The following is a 16,286-nucleotide window of genomic DNA, read 5'->3' on the forward strand; positions in this document are numbered from 1 at the left end:
TTTGATGTTAACATTTTATTAAATAAAACATAAACCGAAAATACACAATTTATTTGAAAATCGTAACTAAAGTTAAAAATAAAAAAAGACAGATGTACACACACCTGTCTCGTTATTTTATTGGAATTTAGAGGGTCTTAGCCGCCAAACTTGTTTGCATAATCTTTTTGTGAAGCTTTAATTACATTTCTGGCATGATCTGCACCGTACACCTCCTGAATTCTACATTTTGCAGCTTCATCCGGAAGATTTTTATACGTTAAGAAATAGTGCATCAGCCGCTTTACTTCTGCCTGTGGTAATTCTGTAATATCCCGGAAATGCCCAAACGCATGATCTCCTTTCATCACTGCAACGATTTTATCATCAGCTTCGCCTTTATCGATCATCTTGAATCCACCGATTGGGATTGCCTCCATCAGCATTCCGCCGGCGTGGATGTTGTGTGAACTCAGTACACAGATATCCAGCGGGTCGAGGTCACCGGTTTCTACATCATCTGCGCCACTTTCAATCGCCAGTTTAAGGACTTCATCATGACAATACGTTCTCGGGATAAATCCGTACAGTGCAGGAATAATGTTGGAGAACTGCTGCGGACGGTCAACTTTCAGGTAACCACTCTGCTTGTCGATTTCATATTTAATGGTATCACTCGGTACAATTTCCACAAAAACATTTACAACATTAGGTACCTCTGCTCCTGCTGAAATCCCGTGCCAAGGATGTGCTTTAAAATTTGGTATCATTTATTTATTTTAATTTACAATTAGGTTTTCTTTTCTTAATTCTTCAATACTTTCTGCAATGAAATCTTTTTCGTTCATATAATTCATCAAAAAAACGGTTTTAAACTCATCCAGCGTCGCATTCTCGCTGAGATTTTCGTAGGTCGTATGTATTAAACGGAGAACATTATTTTTGCAGTTTACGATATTTTTCCAGGTATTTTTGGTAAGATATAGCTGTTGCGAGGCATTATAATCGAATTCTTCGTTAATGGTTTTTTCAATAAGGAACACATATTCGTGCGGCGCTAAACTTTTGTCGAATTTTGTCACCAGATTTGCCGGTTTCAGGCGTTCCAGAAACAAAGTAAGCCTTTCGTAAGCATGCACGCGCTGCTCCGAATTTCCTTTTACCGTTAATAATTTAATTTCCTGATTCTTGAGTTTAATGTAGCTGAACACGAACTGTCTGATGAAAACCAGAAAGGGCAATGCCATTAAAAACGCAAATGCGTAAGGAAAATAGGGCGAATCGATCATAGAGAATATTAGGCTGCAAAATTACTAATTATTTGCTACTTCCTGAAGAAGTTTATCACTAAATCTTTTCTGGAGTTCTGAATGACTGGATAAGGGTGCAATTCTGGCCTGAAACCTCTGAAAAACTCTTCAACTGCGGGAATTTCGCTGCCTTCAAAATCAAAAATCCTGTTTTCAGAGTAATTTTTAATCGCCTGGTCGATTAAAACCGATGCACCCGAAAGTTTTACAAAGTTTTTATCGTTAAATGTTCCCAAAAGTGTGGCTGAGGAACCGGACAGGTGAACAGCAATTAAATTCACAAGTTTTGAATGATACATGAAACCATAAAATTTAAGTGAATCTATCCTGTGAAACTCCTCAAAGATCCTTAAAAACTCTGTAAGATCTTTCTGCTTGTCAACACCCAACATATTTTCCTTAACAAAAGAAGCAGCATCTGAAAAGTCGATATCTTCTATCGCCAAAGCGTTTTCCGCAACTTCCTGATCCAATCTCAGTTTCCTTTTTCTTTTAGGAGAATATCTTTTGTAAATGTTGGCATACAAATCTTTGGGGATTAAAAAATTTTTTCTGTGAACTAAAGATCTGCTGAAAGAATTCTTATCATTAAATGCATAATACCAGATTCTAAATTTTTTCTCTAAAAATTCCAAAAACTGATCATTAATTTCTAATGAGTCTGAATTTGAAAAAACACCGAGTTGCTGACAGAGTTTGGGATTTACGATAAACTTCATGCCCATTTTTTTTATGTAGGGCAAAGGCATTACGGCATCGTAATCATTATAAACCAGTAAATCCCATTTTTTTTTTGCGGTAATATCAAGATAGGTGCGTTCCGCATAACATTTATACTGTGCAGCATTTATCAGGCAATCATTATACTTAGCAAAATCGATATCGCTATACTTTACCAATCTAATCATAATATATTTTCGTCGGCAAAACTGAAATAAGCGTTCTGTGAAATAATTAAATGGTCCAGAAGCTGGATGTTAAGAATTTTTCCGGCATCTGCAATCTGCTTGGTGATTCGCAGATCTTCCTGACTGGGTTTCAAATTACCTGAGGGATGGTTATGAGCAATTGCAATTGCCGTAGCAAGATGTTCCAGGCAGTTCTTGAACAGAATGCGCACATCTACAACAGATTGGTTTATTCCTCCAGAAGATAATCTGGCTTTTCCCACAATCCGGTTGTTCTGATTTAGAAATATTGCCCAAAATTCTTCCGTCTGAAGATCTGAAAGATAAGGCTGCAGGACTTTATAAATGTCTTTACTTTCGCGGATCTGAATTTTTTCAGGGACTTCCTGGGCGGCACGCCTTCGACCTATTTCCAGGGCTGCTGCAATAGAAATTGCCTTTGCTTCGCCCACACCTTTAAATTTCATTAGATCCGAGAGGGAAAGCAGCGATAAGTTATGCCAATTGTTTCCTACTGAGTGCAGAATTTTTCTACCCAGTTCCACCGCCGAATCTTCGCGGTTTCCGCTGCCCATGATGATCGCCAGAAGTTCGGCATCAGAGAGCGAATTTTTGCCTTTCAGCAGAAACTTTTCTCTGGGTCTGTCGTCTTCAGCCAAAAATTTGATGGACATACTCGATTAATTTTAAGAAGTATGAGTAACTAGTTTTTAAAGTTAGCAAATTTTACAGAATAAAATGAAAGGCTAATAGATAATCTGCCCGTCTTTCATTACGAGTTTTCGGTCTGTAGTGTCTGCAAGATGGGTATTGTGAGTTACAATTACAAAAGTCTGGTTATATTTATCTCTGAGATCAAAAAACAGCTGGTGCAGATCATCCGCGTTTTTGGAATCTAAATTACCGGTTGGTTCATCGGCGAAAATAATTTTTGGGGAATTAATTAACGCTCGGGCTACGGCTGTTCTCTGTGCTTCACCACCCGACATTTCGTTGGGTTTGTGATGAAGGCGGTGCGCAACATTCAGATCTTCGAAAAGCGAATAGGCTTTTTCGAGGGATTCTTTTTCGTTTTTTCCTGAAATCCTTGTGGGAAGCAGCACATTTTCGAGGGCGGTAAATTCGGGTAATAGCTGATGAAACTGAAAAACAAAACCAATATTCTCGTTTCTGAATTTCGAAAGCTGCCTGTCGGTCATTTCAATAAAGGATTTTCCGGCCAGGGCGATCTGGGTGTTGAAACCTGAAGGATTCGTGGGTGTATCCAAAGTTCCCAAAATCTGCAACAGTGTAGATTTTCCGGCGCCAGACTCCCCAACAATCGATACTACTTCGCCTTCCCGAATGTGAACATCAACGCCTTTAAGAACTTCCAAATCACCGTATGACTTATGAATATTGCTTGCTTTTATCATGGTTTCAAAAATAGGGAAAATGATTTTAATATGTCAATAAAAATCCTTCCAAAAAATTCTTTGGAAGGATTTCATACTATGAGTTTAAATTTAGAGCAGCAACGTTAACGGCTGTTCCAAATACGTTCTTAAAGTCTGTAAAAACTGTGCTCCGGTAGCACCGTCAACCACGCGGTGGTCGCATGCAAGAGAAAGTTTCATGGTGTTTCCTACGACAATCTGTCCGTCTTTCACAATTGGTTTTTCAACAATCGCTCCTACCGAAAGAATTGCTGAATTCGGCTGGTTGATAATCGATGTGAAAGTTTCAATACCAAACATTCCTAAATTAGAAACCGAGAATGTTGACCCTTCCATTTCGTTGGCTTTCAATCCTTTAGATTTTGCTCTTCCGGCCATATCTTTCACCGCTGCAGAGATCTGGTTGTAATTCATCTGGTCTGCATTTTTCAGTACAGGAACTACTAACCCGTCCGGAATCGCTACTGCAACGCCAACGTTGATGTTACCGTGGTGAACAATTTTATCGGCATGCCATGTTGAATTCACTTGTGGGTGTTTTCTTAAGGCCATCGCAGTTGCTTTAATCACCATATCATTGAATGAAATTTTGGTATCCGGCAATGAATTGATTTCTTTACGTGCTTCAATCGCTTTATCCATGTTGATTTCAACAATCAGATAATAGTGTGGCGCGGTAAATTTACTTTCAGAAAGTCTTTTCGCGATGATATTTCTTACCTGAGAATTCGGTGTTTCTGAATCTTCACCCTGAACAAAGCTCATTGCAGGCTGTGCAGGTTTTGCTTCAACTTTAGCAGCAGGAGTTGCGGCCGCAGGCTGAGCTGATGGAGTGAAACTTTCGATATCTTTTTTCACGATTCTACCGTTTTCACCACTTCCTTTCAAAGCATGAACATCGATTCCTTTTTCTTCAGCCATTTTTTTAGCTAAAGGAGAAATTGCCACGCGCTCGCCCATAGAAGCTGCAACAGGAGTTGAAGCTGTTTCTGTATTTGAAGTTTCTGTTTTTACTTCAAAAGTCTGTGGTTTATTTTCTGCTTTTTTTGCGCCGTCGGAAATAATTCCGGAAACATCTGTTCCTGCCGGACCAATGATGGCAAGCACTGTATCTACCGGACTTGCACCTCCTTCTTCCACCGCTGCATAAAGTAAAGTTCCTTTAAATTCAGATTCAAAATCCTGAACGGCTTTGTCGGTTTCAATTTCTGCAAGAATATCTCCTTCTTTTACATCATCCCCTACGTTCTTATGCCATTTGGCAACTTTACCTTCAGTCATGGTATCAGAAAGACGCGGCATTGTAATCACTTCAACACCGGCAGGGATTTCTGCAGAAGCAGTTCCTTCTTCTTTCTCAACAGGTTTTGTGGTTTCTACATCGGTAATATTCTGTTCGGTTTTATTTTCTTCGGGAATTCCTGCTGCTTCTTGAGGAGTAGTTCCGGCAGTATTTCCACCTTTGAGCGCAGAAATATCTTCACCTTCTTTCCCGATAATTGCCAATACAGCATCTACCGGAGACGATCCTCCTTCTTCTGTCCCAACGTATAAAAGAGTTCCGTTAACTTCTGATTCAAAATCCTGAACGGCTTTGTCGGTTTCAATTTCTGCAAGGATATCGCCCTCTTTCACAGCATCGCCAACTTTTTTGTGCCATTTGGCTACTTTCCCGTCCGTCATTGTATCGGAAAGACGCGGCATTGTAATCACTTCAGCCATAATTTTTCTTATTTGAGATTAAAAAAGCCGAAGCAGGAGATTTTGCAGTCTCCAGCTTCGGATTTCAAATTTAATTATCAGTTATTTTCTAATTTGTCAAGGAATGGATAATCTTCTTGAGCGTAAACATATTCGTAAACTTTGTCAGCAGTTGGATACGGTGACTGCTCCATAAATTCAACGCATTCTTCAACGAACTCTCTGGACTTTTCATCCAAAACATTCAGTTCGTCTTCAGTAGCCCAGTTGTTATCCAGGATTCTTTGTTTTACGATTTCTATTGGATCTTCTTTTTTATGTTCTGCAACCTCCTCTTTTGTTCTGTATGGCTCTGCATCAGACATTGAGTGGCCTCTGTAACGGTAAGTTCTTGCTTCGATAAATGTTGGTCCGTCGCCTCTTCTTGCTCTTTCGATGGCTTCGTAAGCAGCTTCCGCCACTTTTTCAGGATCCATCGCGTCTACCGGAAGGCATGGCATTTCGTAACCCAGACCCAGTTTATAAATATCTTCGTGATTGGCTGTTCTTTTCACTGAAGTTCCCATTGCGTACTGGTTATTTTCCACAACGAAAACTACAGGAAGTTTCCAGTTCATTGCCATATTAAAGGTTTCGTGCAGTGAGCCCTGGCGTGCAGCACCGTCTCCGAAGAAACAGATATTTACCCCACCGGTTTCAAAATACTTGTCCGCGAACGCGATTCCAGCTCCCAAAGGGATTTGGCCTCCCACAATTCCGTGGCCGCCATAAAATCTTTTTTCTTTGCTGAAGATGTGCATAGAACCACCCATTCCGCCTGAAGTTCCGGTAGCTTTACCGCAAAGTTCTGCCATAATCCTTTTCGGATCAACTCCCATTGCCATTGGGTGAATGTGGCATCTGTAGGCGGTGATCATACTGTCTTTGGTAAGATCCATTGCATGGGCAAAACCAGCGGGAATTGCTTCCTGCCCGTTGTACAAATGCAAAAACCCACGGATTTTCTGTTTAAGGTAGAGAGATCGGCATTTGTCTTCAAACCTTCTCCACATCGTCATTTCTTCGTACCATTGAAGATACACTTCTTTTGAAAATTCTTTCATGTTTAATCGAAATATGTCGCAAAAATACTAAAAAACTTTGTCTTTATTGATAGCATAAGAGGAGAAATTTATCATACTTCATTTAAAAAAAAACTTATTTTTGAAAGCATAATTTTAAGTATGTTAAAAACCTACCCGCCGACTGTTATCGGAGTTTCAAAATTCATTTCGAATTTCTTTAATCCGCTGACTTCTTTGATTATTTTTTTTATTTATATCAGCTCGCAAGATTTTGCGCCAAAAGCAGCGCTGAAAACCTTTATGCCGATACTACTCTTAACGATTCTGCCGATTGTGATCTGGATTGTGTGGAATGTAAAAAAGGGAAATTACACCAATTTAGATGTATCGAACCGAAACCAGAGAAAGAGCCTTTACTTCTTTATTTCAGCCTGTATTGGGGTTTATCTTATCTATGATTACACTACTACCGGAACCCCTGATCTGCTGATGATATTGCTCATGGTTTTACTTCTTATACTACAAATCAGCAATTATTTTATAAAAAGTTCCATGCATACCGCTTTTAATGTTTTTGTGGCTGCACTTTTTTTTGCTGAAAGTGCGATGTTAGGAATAATTTGGGCAGTAATAGCCATCTTAGTGGGCATCACGAGAGTAATTCTTAAAAGACACACCGCCAAGGAGGTCGTTACCGGTGCCGCCATCGCAATTCTGGTTTCTTTTATTTATCTTTATACCAATATCCAACTTCAGCAGTAAATATATGAAAATACACCCGCTTACCCATTCCGAAGAACTATTAATGAACATTTTATGGAAGCTTAATTCTGCATACATGAAAGACGTAATGGACGCTTATCCGGAACCGAAACCGCACCAGAATACCATTTCAACTTTTATGAAAATTCTGGTTGAAAAAGAATTTCTCACCACGGAAAAGCAAGGTCGGATTTTTAAATATACAGTGGCCATACCCTATGTGAATTACCGGAATTTCGTTCTCGGCAATTTTATTAATAATTATTTCAATAATTCCGGAGAGGAGCTGGTGAAATATCTTCATGATCAACAACTTATTACCACTTCGCAATTAAAAAATTTTATAGGAAACATTACTTCTGAAGTTACGGCTGATCCGGAAAAGAAAGATCCTGTGAAAGAATTTGTGAAAGAAATTACTTCGGATAAAAAACCTAAGAAAAAGGAGAAAAAGAAGGAGAAGAAGAAGAAAAAATAACCGTACACCACACCAAGAAAACGATGTTAAAAAAAATTAATGAAATTTTCGGGAAAACCGATGATATTCTTCGGCGTTATCCGATGGTTTTGCTCATGTCTTTTTTGGGTTCATTATCGCTGATGTGTTTTGCGCACGTCAATTTTAATTCAAATCCTCATTTTTTTGTTTTTATAAAATTTGCGCTGGTTTCCTGTCTCGGAATTTCACTCATGTTCGCATTAAAAATGCTTTCGCAAAGGATTGGGAAGCAAACTTTACTGGAGATTTCCGGTGTTTTGTTCTTAGTATTTTTCTATTTTCTGCTTCCACAAGAGGAAAAATATTTTACGGAGCGTTATGCTTTTTTAATCGTACCTGCTTTTATTCTTTCGCATCTTTTGGTATCTTTTATTGCATTTTTCGGAAAAGAAAAGGAGGTGAATTTCTGGCAGTATAACAAGAATTTATTCATCAATGTATTTCTTACCGGTGTTTTTACCGGTGTTTTAACGGGTGGTGTAGAACTGGCGATTCTGGCTATCGATCAACTTTTCAGCTTTAATTTCAATGAACGCTATTATCTGGAAACTTTTTATTTTCTTTCCATTTTCGGCAGCAGTTTTATTTTTCTTCTGTTTAATGAAAAAGGACTTTCCGCTTTGGAAAAAAACGGAACATATCCGGTAATTCTCAAATTTTTCACACAATACATTTTAATTCCGCTTTTACTTATTTATGCAGTAATTCTTTATTTATATTCGGCTAAAATCCTGATCAACTGGGAGCTTCCAAGGGGTTGGGTATCGTATTTAATTTTAGCTTATTCGGTTGTCGGGATTTTGGCTTTATTGCTTGTACATCCTTTAAAACATGAATCAACAACTTCCTGGGTAAAAATATTTTCGAAAATATTTTATTTCACGCTGATTCCGCTTCTTGTTTTGCTTTTCACCGCAATTTTCACCCGGATTTTAGAATACGGATATACCGAACCACGATATTTTGTACTGTTGCTGGCGATTTGGCTTACTTTGATTGTTTTCTATTTTATTTTTACACCAAAAGCGACGATTAAATTTGTCCCGATTAGTCTTTTTGCGATTGGATTATTTGCGCTGGTTTGCCCCTATCTCAATACATTTTCTGTAGCGAAAAGAAGTCAGAAAACGGAACTTAAAAATATCCTTAATCAAAATAGCTTAGTTAAAAACGGTAAAATTGATTTCAGTGTAAAAGTTTCAGACACCGTTGCAGATGAAATTTCCAATAAAATTGGGTTTTTGGTAAAACGTGATGAGAAAGAATTTGTTTTGAACTATATGAATCTAAAACATCAAAAAATTATAACCAATAAGACTAATAAAGGGGATTTATACGGAATACAAAGTCAGGTTCGGTCTGCATTTTCGAATGTTGACAAAACCAAAAACTCTTTTGGAGAAAATTTCGAACTTATAGCAGAAAATAAGCTAATGTTTGTACAGGATTATGATTTTTTTGCGAGGGTTGGCAATTTTCGGGATACTGAAGGTTTAACTGTTGGGCAGGATGTTTTTAAGATACGCAGCCAACAAAAAGAAAAACTTTTAGTTATTACCGTAAACAACAGCGAAAACTGGGATGCAAGTAGGGAAATAAAAGCATTGATGGCAAAATACAGCAACAGAACCGGGCGTGTTTCTGTTCCAGATATAACACTGGAGCATGATTTGGGAAAATATCATATCAAAATCATTTTCGACAATCTCATCCGTGAAAATTTTGGGAGAGAAAATATTTATTTCAGTGATGCGTATATATTAATCCGCACAAGATAAATTTCTCCCCTCTAATATACGATACAAAAAAAGCGGCTTTTAAGCCGCTTTATTATTTTGAATACAAATCTTACCAGTTTGAACCGCCACGATTTCCTCCACCGTAACCACCGCCACGGTTTCCTCCACCGTAACCGCCTCCACGGTTATTGTCGAAACTTCTTCTTGGTTTGTCTTCTCTTGGCTTAGCCTCAGAAACGTTAAGTTCTTTACCGTCCAATTCTTTTCCGTTTAAAGCTTCGATAGCGTTTTTACCGTCTTCGTCGCCCATTTCTACGAAACCGAATCCTCTGGATCTACCGGTTTCTCTGTCTGTAATAATTTTAGCGGAAGATACTTCGCCAAATTCTGAAAAAAGGTCCTGCAATGACTCTTCTCTTGTAGAGTAATTGATGTTTGAAACAAAAATGTTCATCATAAAAAAAATTAAAAAAATTAATACTTTGTTGAAATTATAAAAGAAACTCAACAATTGATGAACAAAGATTGATTTCGGATATAAAAACGGGTGCAAGTTACAAATTAAATTGAATTAAACAATTTTTTTAATAATCTTTTAATCAACCTCTTTCCCCTCAGAAGCCTGCAAAAGTCTGAACCAATCTTCCCGTTCCAATTTCAAGTCCAGAGATTTCTTTAAATCTTTGATTGTCTGTGCTTTTGAAGTGCCGATTATCGGAAGTATTCTGGCAGGATGTAGAAGTAAAAAAGCTAACAGAATCTGACTTTCTTTCGCGCCATATTTTATACAGAGTTCATCAAGAACTTTCTTTAACCTCGCATTCTGTGCCGAAGGCTGCGTAAAATAGTTCCCCATTACCGACCAGGCCATAGGACGGAGCTTTTTAAGAAGCATCTGATCCAGCGTTCCGTTATAAAATGCATCGGTTTTATTTAGCGAAATCTCCATCTGGTTCGTAATGATAGGAAAAGCATCATTAACAAGCTCAAATTGCGAAACTGAAAAATTAGAAACACCGAAATGGCGAACTTTCTTCTGTTCGCGTAAAACATCGAAAATTTCAGCAATTTCCTCAGGATTCATTAATGGTGAAGGACGGTGCAGAAGCAGAAGATCAAGATAATCGGTTTTTAAATTTTTAAGACTTTGATTAACAGAATCTACGATATGTTTTTTAGAATAGTTGTATGATTTTATGTTGAAATTTCGGTTTTCACAGGGCATTTCGATTCCACATTTGGAAATGAACTGTACTTCTTCCCTATTAATTTTCATCGCTGAGAATGCGTCACCAAAAAGTTTTTCTGTGGTATAGTTTCCATAAATATCTGCATGGTCGAAAGTAAAGAGATCTTCTTCAAGCGAAACTTCAATTAAATGCTGCACATTTTTAACTGAATGATTTGCGCCCCAAATTCCCCAACGCATGGTTCCTATAATAATAGGTGAAAATGTCATAATACTATATATTTATTCAAAAATAAATTTTTGATAAATAAATTCTACTATTTTCAGCATAATATTTCTAAATTTGAATAAAAATTATTTATAATGAAAAAACTCTCCTTTTTATTTTTAACGCTGTCTTCGACTTTTGCTTTTTCTCAGTTTGTGAGTCCAGGAACTGGGATTACGTACAATTTAGCTTCTCTTTCTGCCGCCGCGCCTGCAGTTCTTGTAAATAACGGTACTTTTTATCAAATGACAGCCGATATCACCATTTCAAACGGCGACACTCTTTTGATGAATGAAGACACCACCCTAAAAATTGATGGTGGCAAACAACTTACAATTGCCGGGATTTATAACACCAACGCAGGGAATATTTTAGTTACCGCGACCGATCCCGCTGTTGTTTTCAAAGGCATCAGATTAGAATCTACCGCTGCCGTAACCATTAAAAATACCACTTTTGAATATGGCGGCGGAATACAGGCTTTAACCGGAAATTTTTTAATGGAAAACTCTATTGTTAGGTATTTTAAATCCGGCCTTGTTACGGGAGCATCCCTTAATTTTTCCACCGGAAACCCGATTGTTAGAAATTCCCAGTTCATTGAGAATGATCTTCCTGCAGTAGCTTCAGGTGCCAACCAATCTGTTGCCTTAGAATTTACAGGAAACTATTTATACGCCAACACCAAACTGAACTCTAACCGTCCACAAATTAATATGGGTCCCAGTGGTAGCGGAATTACCAAAATCCTTAACAACACCATTATCGGCGACCGAACTTTAACCAAAGTTGGCGGTGTTTCTGTTTCAACTCTATTAGGTGTCGAAAATCATCCGCAGATTGAAGGCAATACTATTAAAGACAACCGTTACGGAATTACTGTCGCAGGAAATAATTCTTCGGGGTCAATTTCAAATAACATTTTAACAGACAATAATACAGAGCCGGTTCCGGCAAACGGAGGAAGCGGAATATCTCTTTCAGGAAGCGGAAGCCAGGTAATGGCTATTAAAGTAGAAAAAAATCAGATCCGGGGAAGTCTTTGGGGAATCACAGTGATTGGGACCGCTCAGGCTGATTTTGGCGGCGGAAGCTTAGGAAGTATCGGCGAAAATGTTTTCTATAATAATGGAAACGGTGGCCAGATCTATGCACTCTACAACAATACTCCACATCCCCTCAGCGCAACCAATAACTGCTGGCGAGAAAACGAATTATCTGATGATGCCATGGTTGAAAGTGTAATTTTCCACAGTGTAGACGATTCTACAAAAGGGACCGTAAATTACACTCCATATTTATGTGCGCAGCCGATGTCTACAAATGATTCAAATCTGCTAAAAAGCAGCATCTATCCTAATCCAAGCAACGGAACATTCACTTTCGATGCGGCTAAGGAAGGAAATATCGTAATAAATGATATGTCCGGAAGAGCAATTTATTCTGGAATTGTAATAAAGGGTAAAAACACTATTTCTGTCAAAGCAAAAAGTGGAATCTATCTTCTGCAGTATATTTCCGACGGAAAAATTCAATCTAATAAATTAATTATTAAATAATTGACGCTCAAATTAATTTATTTGAACTCATTCTGCTACCTACAGAATGAGTTTTTTTTATACATTTAACCCTCTTAAGATTTAATAATATGAAACTGCATACTACGAACTATAAAAATACATTTATCGAAACATCGGAAGATATTCCGGTTTCCAAAGCTGAAATTCCACCTGTAAAGCACAACAGAACTTTAGCAAATATTCAGTTTGCAATGATTACGGAACATCCTTATAAATTCACTTCCGATGATGTAATGTTCGAATGTTACGCGGAGAAAAATGATATTTCCTTAAAAGACAGAGCCGATGCGCGAAGAGATTTTTTTTCAAAAGGTCAGGCTTGTTTCCGGTCTTCTGCACTTGCAAAAAGATACGGTTACGGGATTCACCACAACAGTGAAGGAAAAGTGGCAATTTTTCCTATGGAAGGTGAAGATTACAAAAACTTAGTGAATGATGATGCTGTAACCAAGGTAAAAGCCATGCGTAACAAGAGAAAATAGCTTCCTGATCCTGCGGGACCTAAAAATCGTCAAATACCACCAAAAAAACATCTTAGAAACTATTTTTTCAACAATTTTGTAACCTTTTGCGCTCTCGTGTCGTATAATCTAATGCAGTCCAAAAGTGGACGGGTTTTTATACATGAGACAATTAAAAATTACAAAGCAGGTTACCAACAGAGAAACTGCATCGCTTGACAAGTATCTACAGGAAATTGGTAAAGTGGATCTGATTACTGCCGACGAAGAGGTGGATTTGGCACAGAAAATTCGTGCCGGCGACAGAGTTGCCCTTGAAAAACTGATTAAAGCAAACTTACGTTTCGTGGTTTCTGTTTCGAAACAATACCAAAACCAGGGACTTTCCCTACCCGATTTAATCAACGAAGGGAATCTTGGTTTGATGAAAGCTGCTAAAAGATATGATGAAACCAGAGGTTTTAAATTTATTTCTTATGCCGTTTGGTGGATTCGCCAATCGATTTTGCAGGCTTTGGCAGAACAATCCAGAATTGTAAGATTGCCTTTAAATAAAATTGGTTCGATCAATAAAATCAACAAAGCTTACGCACACCTGGAGCAAGAAAACGAAAGACCACCTTCTCCGGAAGAATTGGCGGAAGTTTTGGACATGAGCGAAGACGACATTAAAGAATCAATGAAAAACTCCGGAAGACACCTGTCGATGGATGCGCCGCTTGTAGAAGGCGAAGATTCTAATTTATACGATGTTTTACGTTCCGGTGAATCACCAAGTCCTGATAAAGATCTGATGCTTGAATCTCTACAGATTGAAATTGAAAGAGCCCTGCAGACTTTGACCCCAAGAGAAGCCGATTTGGTTCGTTTGTATTTCGGACTGAATGGCAAACACCCAATGACTTTAGAAGAAATTGGCGAAACTTTCGATCTTACAAGAGAAAGAGTGCGTCAGATTAAAGAAAAAGCCATTAAAAGACTGAAACACAATACCAGAAGCAAGATTCTGAAATCTTATCTCGGTAAATAATTTACATAAAACTGAAAAGGAACTCAAACGAGTTCCTTTTTTTTATGAAGTCTGAAAATTCTTTCTCGCGAGCTCTTTTCTTACCCGGCTTAAACTTTCCGGCGTGATGCCAAGATAAGAAGCTACCATCCATTGCGGAACACGCAGCAAAATATCCGGATACATTTTAATGAAATTCATATAACGTTCTTCGGCAGTTTCCGCCAAAAGTGAATTCACCCGATTCTGTAAATTCCGGATATGCTTTTGCAGAAGCAAATCGTTTTTTTCAGCAGTCTTCGGGAAATGTAAACCCATATTTTTAAAGAAATCGTTTCTTAATAACAATATTTCTGATTCCTCAACGGCTTCTATATAATAGTTCGATTTTTCATTGAAGTAAAGCGAGCTTCTATCCGAAATCAACCATTTTTCGGGGGCAAACTGAATGATGTGTTCTTTTCCGTTTTTATCAATGGAATACATTCTGAGCAATCCTTTTTCCACAAAATAAGTAGCATTACACACCTCACCATCCTTCAGGAGAAATTCGTTCTTTGCAACACTTTTCGTTTCATAAAAACTGCTGCAGTGGGTAACTTCATTTCTCGGAATTTCTAAGATTTCGGACAAATAAGATTCTAAATTTTCCATCGAAATAGTCGGAATTAGATTAAAGACACCGAAATGCTGTGGTGCGAAGCGTTCTTCACCGCTTTGCCGTCCTGCAGAACGATGAGTTGTGGACTTTGATGTTCAACATCTAAATCATCCGCGATTTTATTGGAAATACTACGGTTTGCCAGTAAATCGAGGAAATAGTAAGACGCATCTTTATCAGAATTCGATACTTCCTTTTCAAAATTTTTTAACACCGTTTTACTGATGAAACATCTTGTAGAATGCTTGAAAATCACAACCTTTTTTCCGTGCGATTCTTCAAATGCTTTTTCTAAATCTGCTTCAGACTTTATATAATTCCAGAATTCCGGTGCTGATTTTTCTTCATCGGAACTTCCGAAAATTTTATTAAAAATACTCATAATCCAAACTGTTTTAAGTGGTGATTCAGGTGTTTATATTCCATAAATCCCCAATCTTCTTTTGTCATCTTCCCAAAAAGCGCATGCTCCGAAAGTAAATTGTTTTTTGCTGATTTTTCCGCAAACTCATCAATAGAAGCTAATAATTCCTCACGGGACTTTTCAAAATTACAATTTTCTTTTATAATAACTTCTTTAAAAGTTGGCATATTCGGTGGAATACCGTTATTGAAAATATTCATCTCAATTTTGGTTAAAATTCCGATCGATTTTATAAAAGGGTTAATCTTCGGCAGCACTATTTTCCCAAAGCCTACCTGCAGAATCCGGTCGCAGTGGCGGAACATCTGTGCCGCATTCATCTTTCCCCATTTCCGTTCTGCATGTTCCTCAATCCTTAAAATCCGGGACTTTATTTCTTCTAAATGCTGCCGACTGTTAAGCGATTTTCTCATTCTTTGATTTTGAACTGGTTTGCAGGAGGATATTCATTTTTATATATTTTTTTGGCAGGTTTTCTATATTTCAAAACTTAAATTTAGACGATTTGTCTGCTGAATGGTTTTGGCTGAAATTTTGCGAAAACAGTTTCGTAAATTTACGCTTTAAAATCTGAATTTTATTTCCCGTAATTTCTAAAGTTATTATAAAACAAATCCGAAAAATATGAAAAAAGCCCTCATTATAGTGGATGTACAGAACGATTTTTGCGAAGGCGGCGCTCTTGCAGTGCCAGGAGCAAACGAAATTATTCCTTACATCAATCTGCTGATGGAAGAAAATGAATACGACCAAATCGTCCTTACCCAGGACTGGCATCCTGCGAACCACAAAAGTTTTGCTTCAAATAACGGAAAGAAAGTTGGCGAAACCATCATTCTCAACGGAATTCCACAGTTTATGTGGCCAGATCATTGCGTTCAGGACACGTTCGGTGCTGACTTCCATAAGGATCTGAACCGCGATAAAGTAACCCACATCGTTCAGAAAGGTAAAAATCCCGAAGTCGACAGTTACAGCGGATTTCAGGACAATAATCATTTTGTAAAAACCGGACTGGATGATTTTTTAAAATATCACGACATACAGTTGCTTGAAATCGTCGGTTTAGCTTTGGATTACTGTGTGAAATTTACCTGTCTGGATGCTGTACAACTGGGTTATATAACTTGTCTGCACTTCAACGGAACGCGAGCGGTGAATGTAAAACCCGACAACGGAAAAGATGCAATCTTCGGATTGCTGCAAAATTCTGTCACGGTTTTAGGTTAAAAATTTTAAAAATTCAACATTAACTCCTCATTCTATCTGAGGAGTTTTTTTTGTTTTTTTAATATT

General features: G+C 37.8%; 19 protein-coding genes. 7 read left to right on the plus strand and 12 right to left on the minus strand.

The window, feature by feature from the left end:
* Positions 1–137 precede the first annotated feature (137 nt).
* The 7 genes from CDW55_RS07940 to pdhA all read right to left on the minus strand — a co-directional run bounded on the left by CDW55_RS07940 (position 138) and on the right by pdhA (position 6,437).
* On the minus strand, positions 138–749 hold the full coding sequence (locus CDW55_RS07940) for an inorganic pyrophosphatase (RefSeq protein WP_088469212.1): 612 nt from the start codon (positions 747–749) through the stop codon (positions 138–140).
* A gap of 9 nt (positions 750–758) precedes the next feature.
* The gene (locus CDW55_RS07945) at positions 759–1,268 is read right to left on the minus strand and encodes a hypothetical protein (protein WP_088469213.1); all 510 of its coding nucleotides are present in this window, start codon (positions 1,266–1,268) and stop codon (positions 759–761) included.
* A gap of 35 nt (positions 1,269–1,303) precedes the next feature.
* Positions 1,304–2,197, minus strand: a complete 894-nt coding sequence (locus tag CDW55_RS07950) for a hypothetical protein (RefSeq protein ID WP_088469214.1) — start codon at positions 2,195–2,197, stop codon at positions 1,304–1,306.
* A complete protein-coding gene (gene radC / locus CDW55_RS07955) occupies positions 2,194–2,871 on the minus strand; it encodes a RadC family protein (protein ID WP_088469215.1) in 678 nt (225 codons plus the stop codon). Before radC ends, CDW55_RS07950 begins: the two co-directional genes overlap by 4 nt.
* Before the next feature lie 72 nt (positions 2,872–2,943).
* A complete protein-coding gene (locus CDW55_RS07960; protein ID WP_088469216.1) occupies positions 2,944–3,612 on the minus strand; it encodes an ABC transporter ATP-binding protein in 669 nt (222 codons plus the stop codon).
* 90 nt (positions 3,613–3,702) lie between these two features.
* Complete coding sequence (locus tag CDW55_RS07965; RefSeq protein ID WP_088469217.1) at positions 3,703–5,355, minus strand: pyruvate dehydrogenase complex dihydrolipoamide acetyltransferase; 1,653 nt, start codon at positions 5,353–5,355, stop codon at positions 3,703–3,705.
* Between the two features lie 77 nt (positions 5,356–5,432).
* Positions 5,433–6,437, minus strand: a complete 1,005-nt coding sequence (gene pdhA, locus CDW55_RS07970; protein WP_088469218.1) for a pyruvate dehydrogenase (acetyl-transferring) E1 component subunit alpha — start codon at positions 6,435–6,437, stop codon at positions 5,433–5,435.
* Between the two features lie 120 nt (positions 6,438–6,557).
* Between pdhA and CDW55_RS07975 the strand changes: the two genes are divergently transcribed.
* From CDW55_RS07975 to CDW55_RS07985, 3 genes are read left to right on the plus strand one after another with little or no spacing between them, the layout of a single operon-like run.
* The gene (locus CDW55_RS07975) at positions 6,558–7,160 is read left to right on the plus strand and encodes a phosphatase PAP2 family protein (RefSeq protein ID WP_088469219.1); all 603 of its coding nucleotides are present in this window, start codon (positions 6,558–6,560) and stop codon (positions 7,158–7,160) included.
* A 4-nt stretch (positions 7,161–7,164) separates the two neighbouring features.
* Positions 7,165–7,638 (plus strand): BlaI/MecI/CopY family transcriptional regulator, encoded by a 474-nt coding sequence (locus CDW55_RS07980; RefSeq protein WP_088469220.1) that lies wholly within the window; start codon positions 7,165–7,167, stop codon positions 7,636–7,638.
* A 23-nt stretch (positions 7,639–7,661) separates the two neighbouring features.
* Positions 7,662–9,437, plus strand: coding sequence for a DUF4153 domain-containing protein (locus tag CDW55_RS07985; RefSeq protein WP_088469221.1), 1,776 nt, complete (start codon positions 7,662–7,664; stop codon positions 9,435–9,437).
* Positions 9,438–9,507: 70 nt separating this feature from the next.
* On the opposite strand, the gene CDW55_RS07990 is transcribed toward CDW55_RS07985, so the two are convergent.
* Positions 9,508–9,852, minus strand: coding sequence for an RNA recognition motif domain-containing protein (locus CDW55_RS07990; RefSeq protein ID WP_055043157.1), 345 nt, complete (start codon positions 9,850–9,852; stop codon positions 9,508–9,510).
* 141 nt (positions 9,853–9,993) lie between these two features.
* Entirely contained in the window at positions 9,994–10,857 is an 864-nt protein-coding gene (locus CDW55_RS07995; RefSeq protein WP_088469222.1) for an aldo/keto reductase family oxidoreductase, read from the minus strand.
* Positions 10,858–10,950: 93 nt separating this feature from the next.
* On the opposite strand from CDW55_RS07995, the gene CDW55_RS08000 reads away from it, so the two are divergent.
* From CDW55_RS08000 to CDW55_RS08010, 3 genes are all read left to right on the plus strand, one after another.
* A complete protein-coding gene (locus tag CDW55_RS08000; RefSeq protein WP_088469223.1) occupies positions 10,951–12,414 on the plus strand; it encodes a T9SS type A sorting domain-containing protein in 1,464 nt (487 codons plus the stop codon).
* Between the two features lie 89 nt (positions 12,415–12,503).
* On the plus strand, positions 12,504–12,917 hold the full coding sequence (locus CDW55_RS08005; RefSeq protein ID WP_088469224.1) for a DUF6157 family protein: 414 nt from the start codon (positions 12,504–12,506) through the stop codon (positions 12,915–12,917).
* A gap of 142 nt (positions 12,918–13,059) precedes the next feature.
* Positions 13,060–13,926, plus strand: a complete 867-nt coding sequence (locus tag CDW55_RS08010) for an RNA polymerase sigma factor RpoD/SigA (RefSeq protein WP_039354162.1) — start codon at positions 13,060–13,062, stop codon at positions 13,924–13,926.
* 42 nt (positions 13,927–13,968) lie between these two features.
* Here the strand turns inward: CDW55_RS08010 and CDW55_RS08015 are convergent, their stop codons facing one another.
* Genes CDW55_RS08015 through CDW55_RS08025 form a run of 3 tightly spaced genes read right to left on the minus strand, consistent with a single transcriptional unit; the run spans position 13,969 to position 15,403 of the window.
* Positions 13,969–14,559: a Crp/Fnr family transcriptional regulator gene (locus CDW55_RS08015; protein ID WP_088469225.1), complete on the minus strand. Its 591-nt coding sequence runs from the start codon at positions 14,557–14,559 to the stop codon at positions 13,969–13,971.
* Between the two features lie 14 nt (positions 14,560–14,573).
* Complete coding sequence (ytxJ, locus tag CDW55_RS08020) at positions 14,574–14,948, minus strand: bacillithiol system redox-active protein YtxJ (RefSeq protein WP_088469226.1); 375 nt, start codon at positions 14,946–14,948, stop codon at positions 14,574–14,576.
* Entirely contained in the window at positions 14,945–15,403 is a 459-nt protein-coding gene (locus CDW55_RS08025) for a DUF1569 domain-containing protein (protein WP_088469227.1), read from the minus strand. Before CDW55_RS08025 ends, ytxJ begins: the two co-directional genes overlap by 4 nt.
* Before the next feature lie 211 nt (positions 15,404–15,614).
* Here CDW55_RS08025 and pncA point away from each other — a divergent pair, with 211 nt between their 5' ends.
* Positions 15,615–16,220, plus strand: a complete 606-nt coding sequence (pncA, locus tag CDW55_RS08030) for a bifunctional nicotinamidase/pyrazinamidase (RefSeq protein ID WP_088469228.1) — start codon at positions 15,615–15,617, stop codon at positions 16,218–16,220.
* Positions 16,221–16,286: the final 66 nt, after the last annotated feature.

This window comes from Chryseobacterium sp. VAUSW3 (genome assembly GCF_002205795.1).
Taxonomy (GTDB): Bacteria; Bacteroidota; Bacteroidia; order Flavobacteriales; family Weeksellaceae; genus Kaistella; species Kaistella yananensis.

Bases quoted from the DNA above. Each gene is read 5' to 3' on its own strand.
- CDW55_RS07940 (WP_088469212.1), bottom strand. From the start codon at position 749: ATGATACCAAATTTTAAAGCACATCCTTGGCACGGGATTTCAGCAGGA.
- CDW55_RS07945 (WP_088469213.1), bottom strand. From the start codon at position 1,268: ATGATCGATTCGCCCTATTTTCCTTACGCATTTGCGTTTTTAATGGCA.
- CDW55_RS07950 (WP_088469214.1), bottom strand. From the start codon at position 2,197: ATGATTAGATTGGTAAAGTATAGCGATATCGATTTTGCTAAGTATAAT.
- radC (WP_088469215.1), bottom strand. From the start codon at position 2,871: ATGTCCATCAAATTTTTGGCTGAAGACGACAGACCCAGAGAAAAGTTT.
- CDW55_RS07960 (WP_088469216.1), bottom strand. From the start codon at position 3,612: ATGATAAAAGCAAGCAATATTCATAAGTCATACGGTGATTTGGAAGTT.
- CDW55_RS07965 (WP_088469217.1), bottom strand. From the start codon at position 5,355: ATGGCTGAAGTGATTACAATGCCGCGTCTTTCCGATACAATGACGGAC.
- pdhA (WP_088469218.1), bottom strand. From the start codon at position 6,437: ATGAAAGAATTTTCAAAAGAAGTGTATCTTCAATGGTACGAAGAAATG.
- CDW55_RS07975 (WP_088469219.1), top strand. From the start codon at position 6,558: ATGTTAAAAACCTACCCGCCGACTGTTATCGGAGTTTCAAAATTCATT.
- CDW55_RS07980 (WP_088469220.1), top strand. From the start codon at position 7,165: ATGAAAATACACCCGCTTACCCATTCCGAAGAACTATTAATGAACATT.
- CDW55_RS07985 (WP_088469221.1), top strand. From the start codon at position 7,662: ATGTTAAAAAAAATTAATGAAATTTTCGGGAAAACCGATGATATTCTT.
- CDW55_RS07990 (WP_055043157.1), bottom strand. From the start codon at position 9,852: ATGAACATTTTTGTTTCAAACATCAATTACTCTACAAGAGAAGAGTCA.
- CDW55_RS07995 (WP_088469222.1), bottom strand. From the start codon at position 10,857: ATGACATTTTCACCTATTATTATAGGAACCATGCGTTGGGGAATTTGG.
- CDW55_RS08000 (WP_088469223.1), top strand. From the start codon at position 10,951: ATGAAAAAACTCTCCTTTTTATTTTTAACGCTGTCTTCGACTTTTGCT.
- CDW55_RS08005 (WP_088469224.1), top strand. From the start codon at position 12,504: ATGAAACTGCATACTACGAACTATAAAAATACATTTATCGAAACATCG.
- CDW55_RS08010 (WP_039354162.1), top strand. From the start codon at position 13,060: ATGAGACAATTAAAAATTACAAAGCAGGTTACCAACAGAGAAACTGCA.
- CDW55_RS08015 (WP_088469225.1), bottom strand. From the start codon at position 14,559: ATGGAAAATTTAGAATCTTATTTGTCCGAAATCTTAGAAATTCCGAGA.
- ytxJ (WP_088469226.1), bottom strand. From the start codon at position 14,948: ATGAGTATTTTTAATAAAATTTTCGGAAGTTCCGATGAAGAAAAATCA.
- CDW55_RS08025 (WP_088469227.1), bottom strand. From the start codon at position 15,403: ATGAGAAAATCGCTTAACAGTCGGCAGCATTTAGAAGAAATAAAGTCC.
- pncA (WP_088469228.1), top strand. From the start codon at position 15,615: ATGAAAAAAGCCCTCATTATAGTGGATGTACAGAACGATTTTTGCGAA.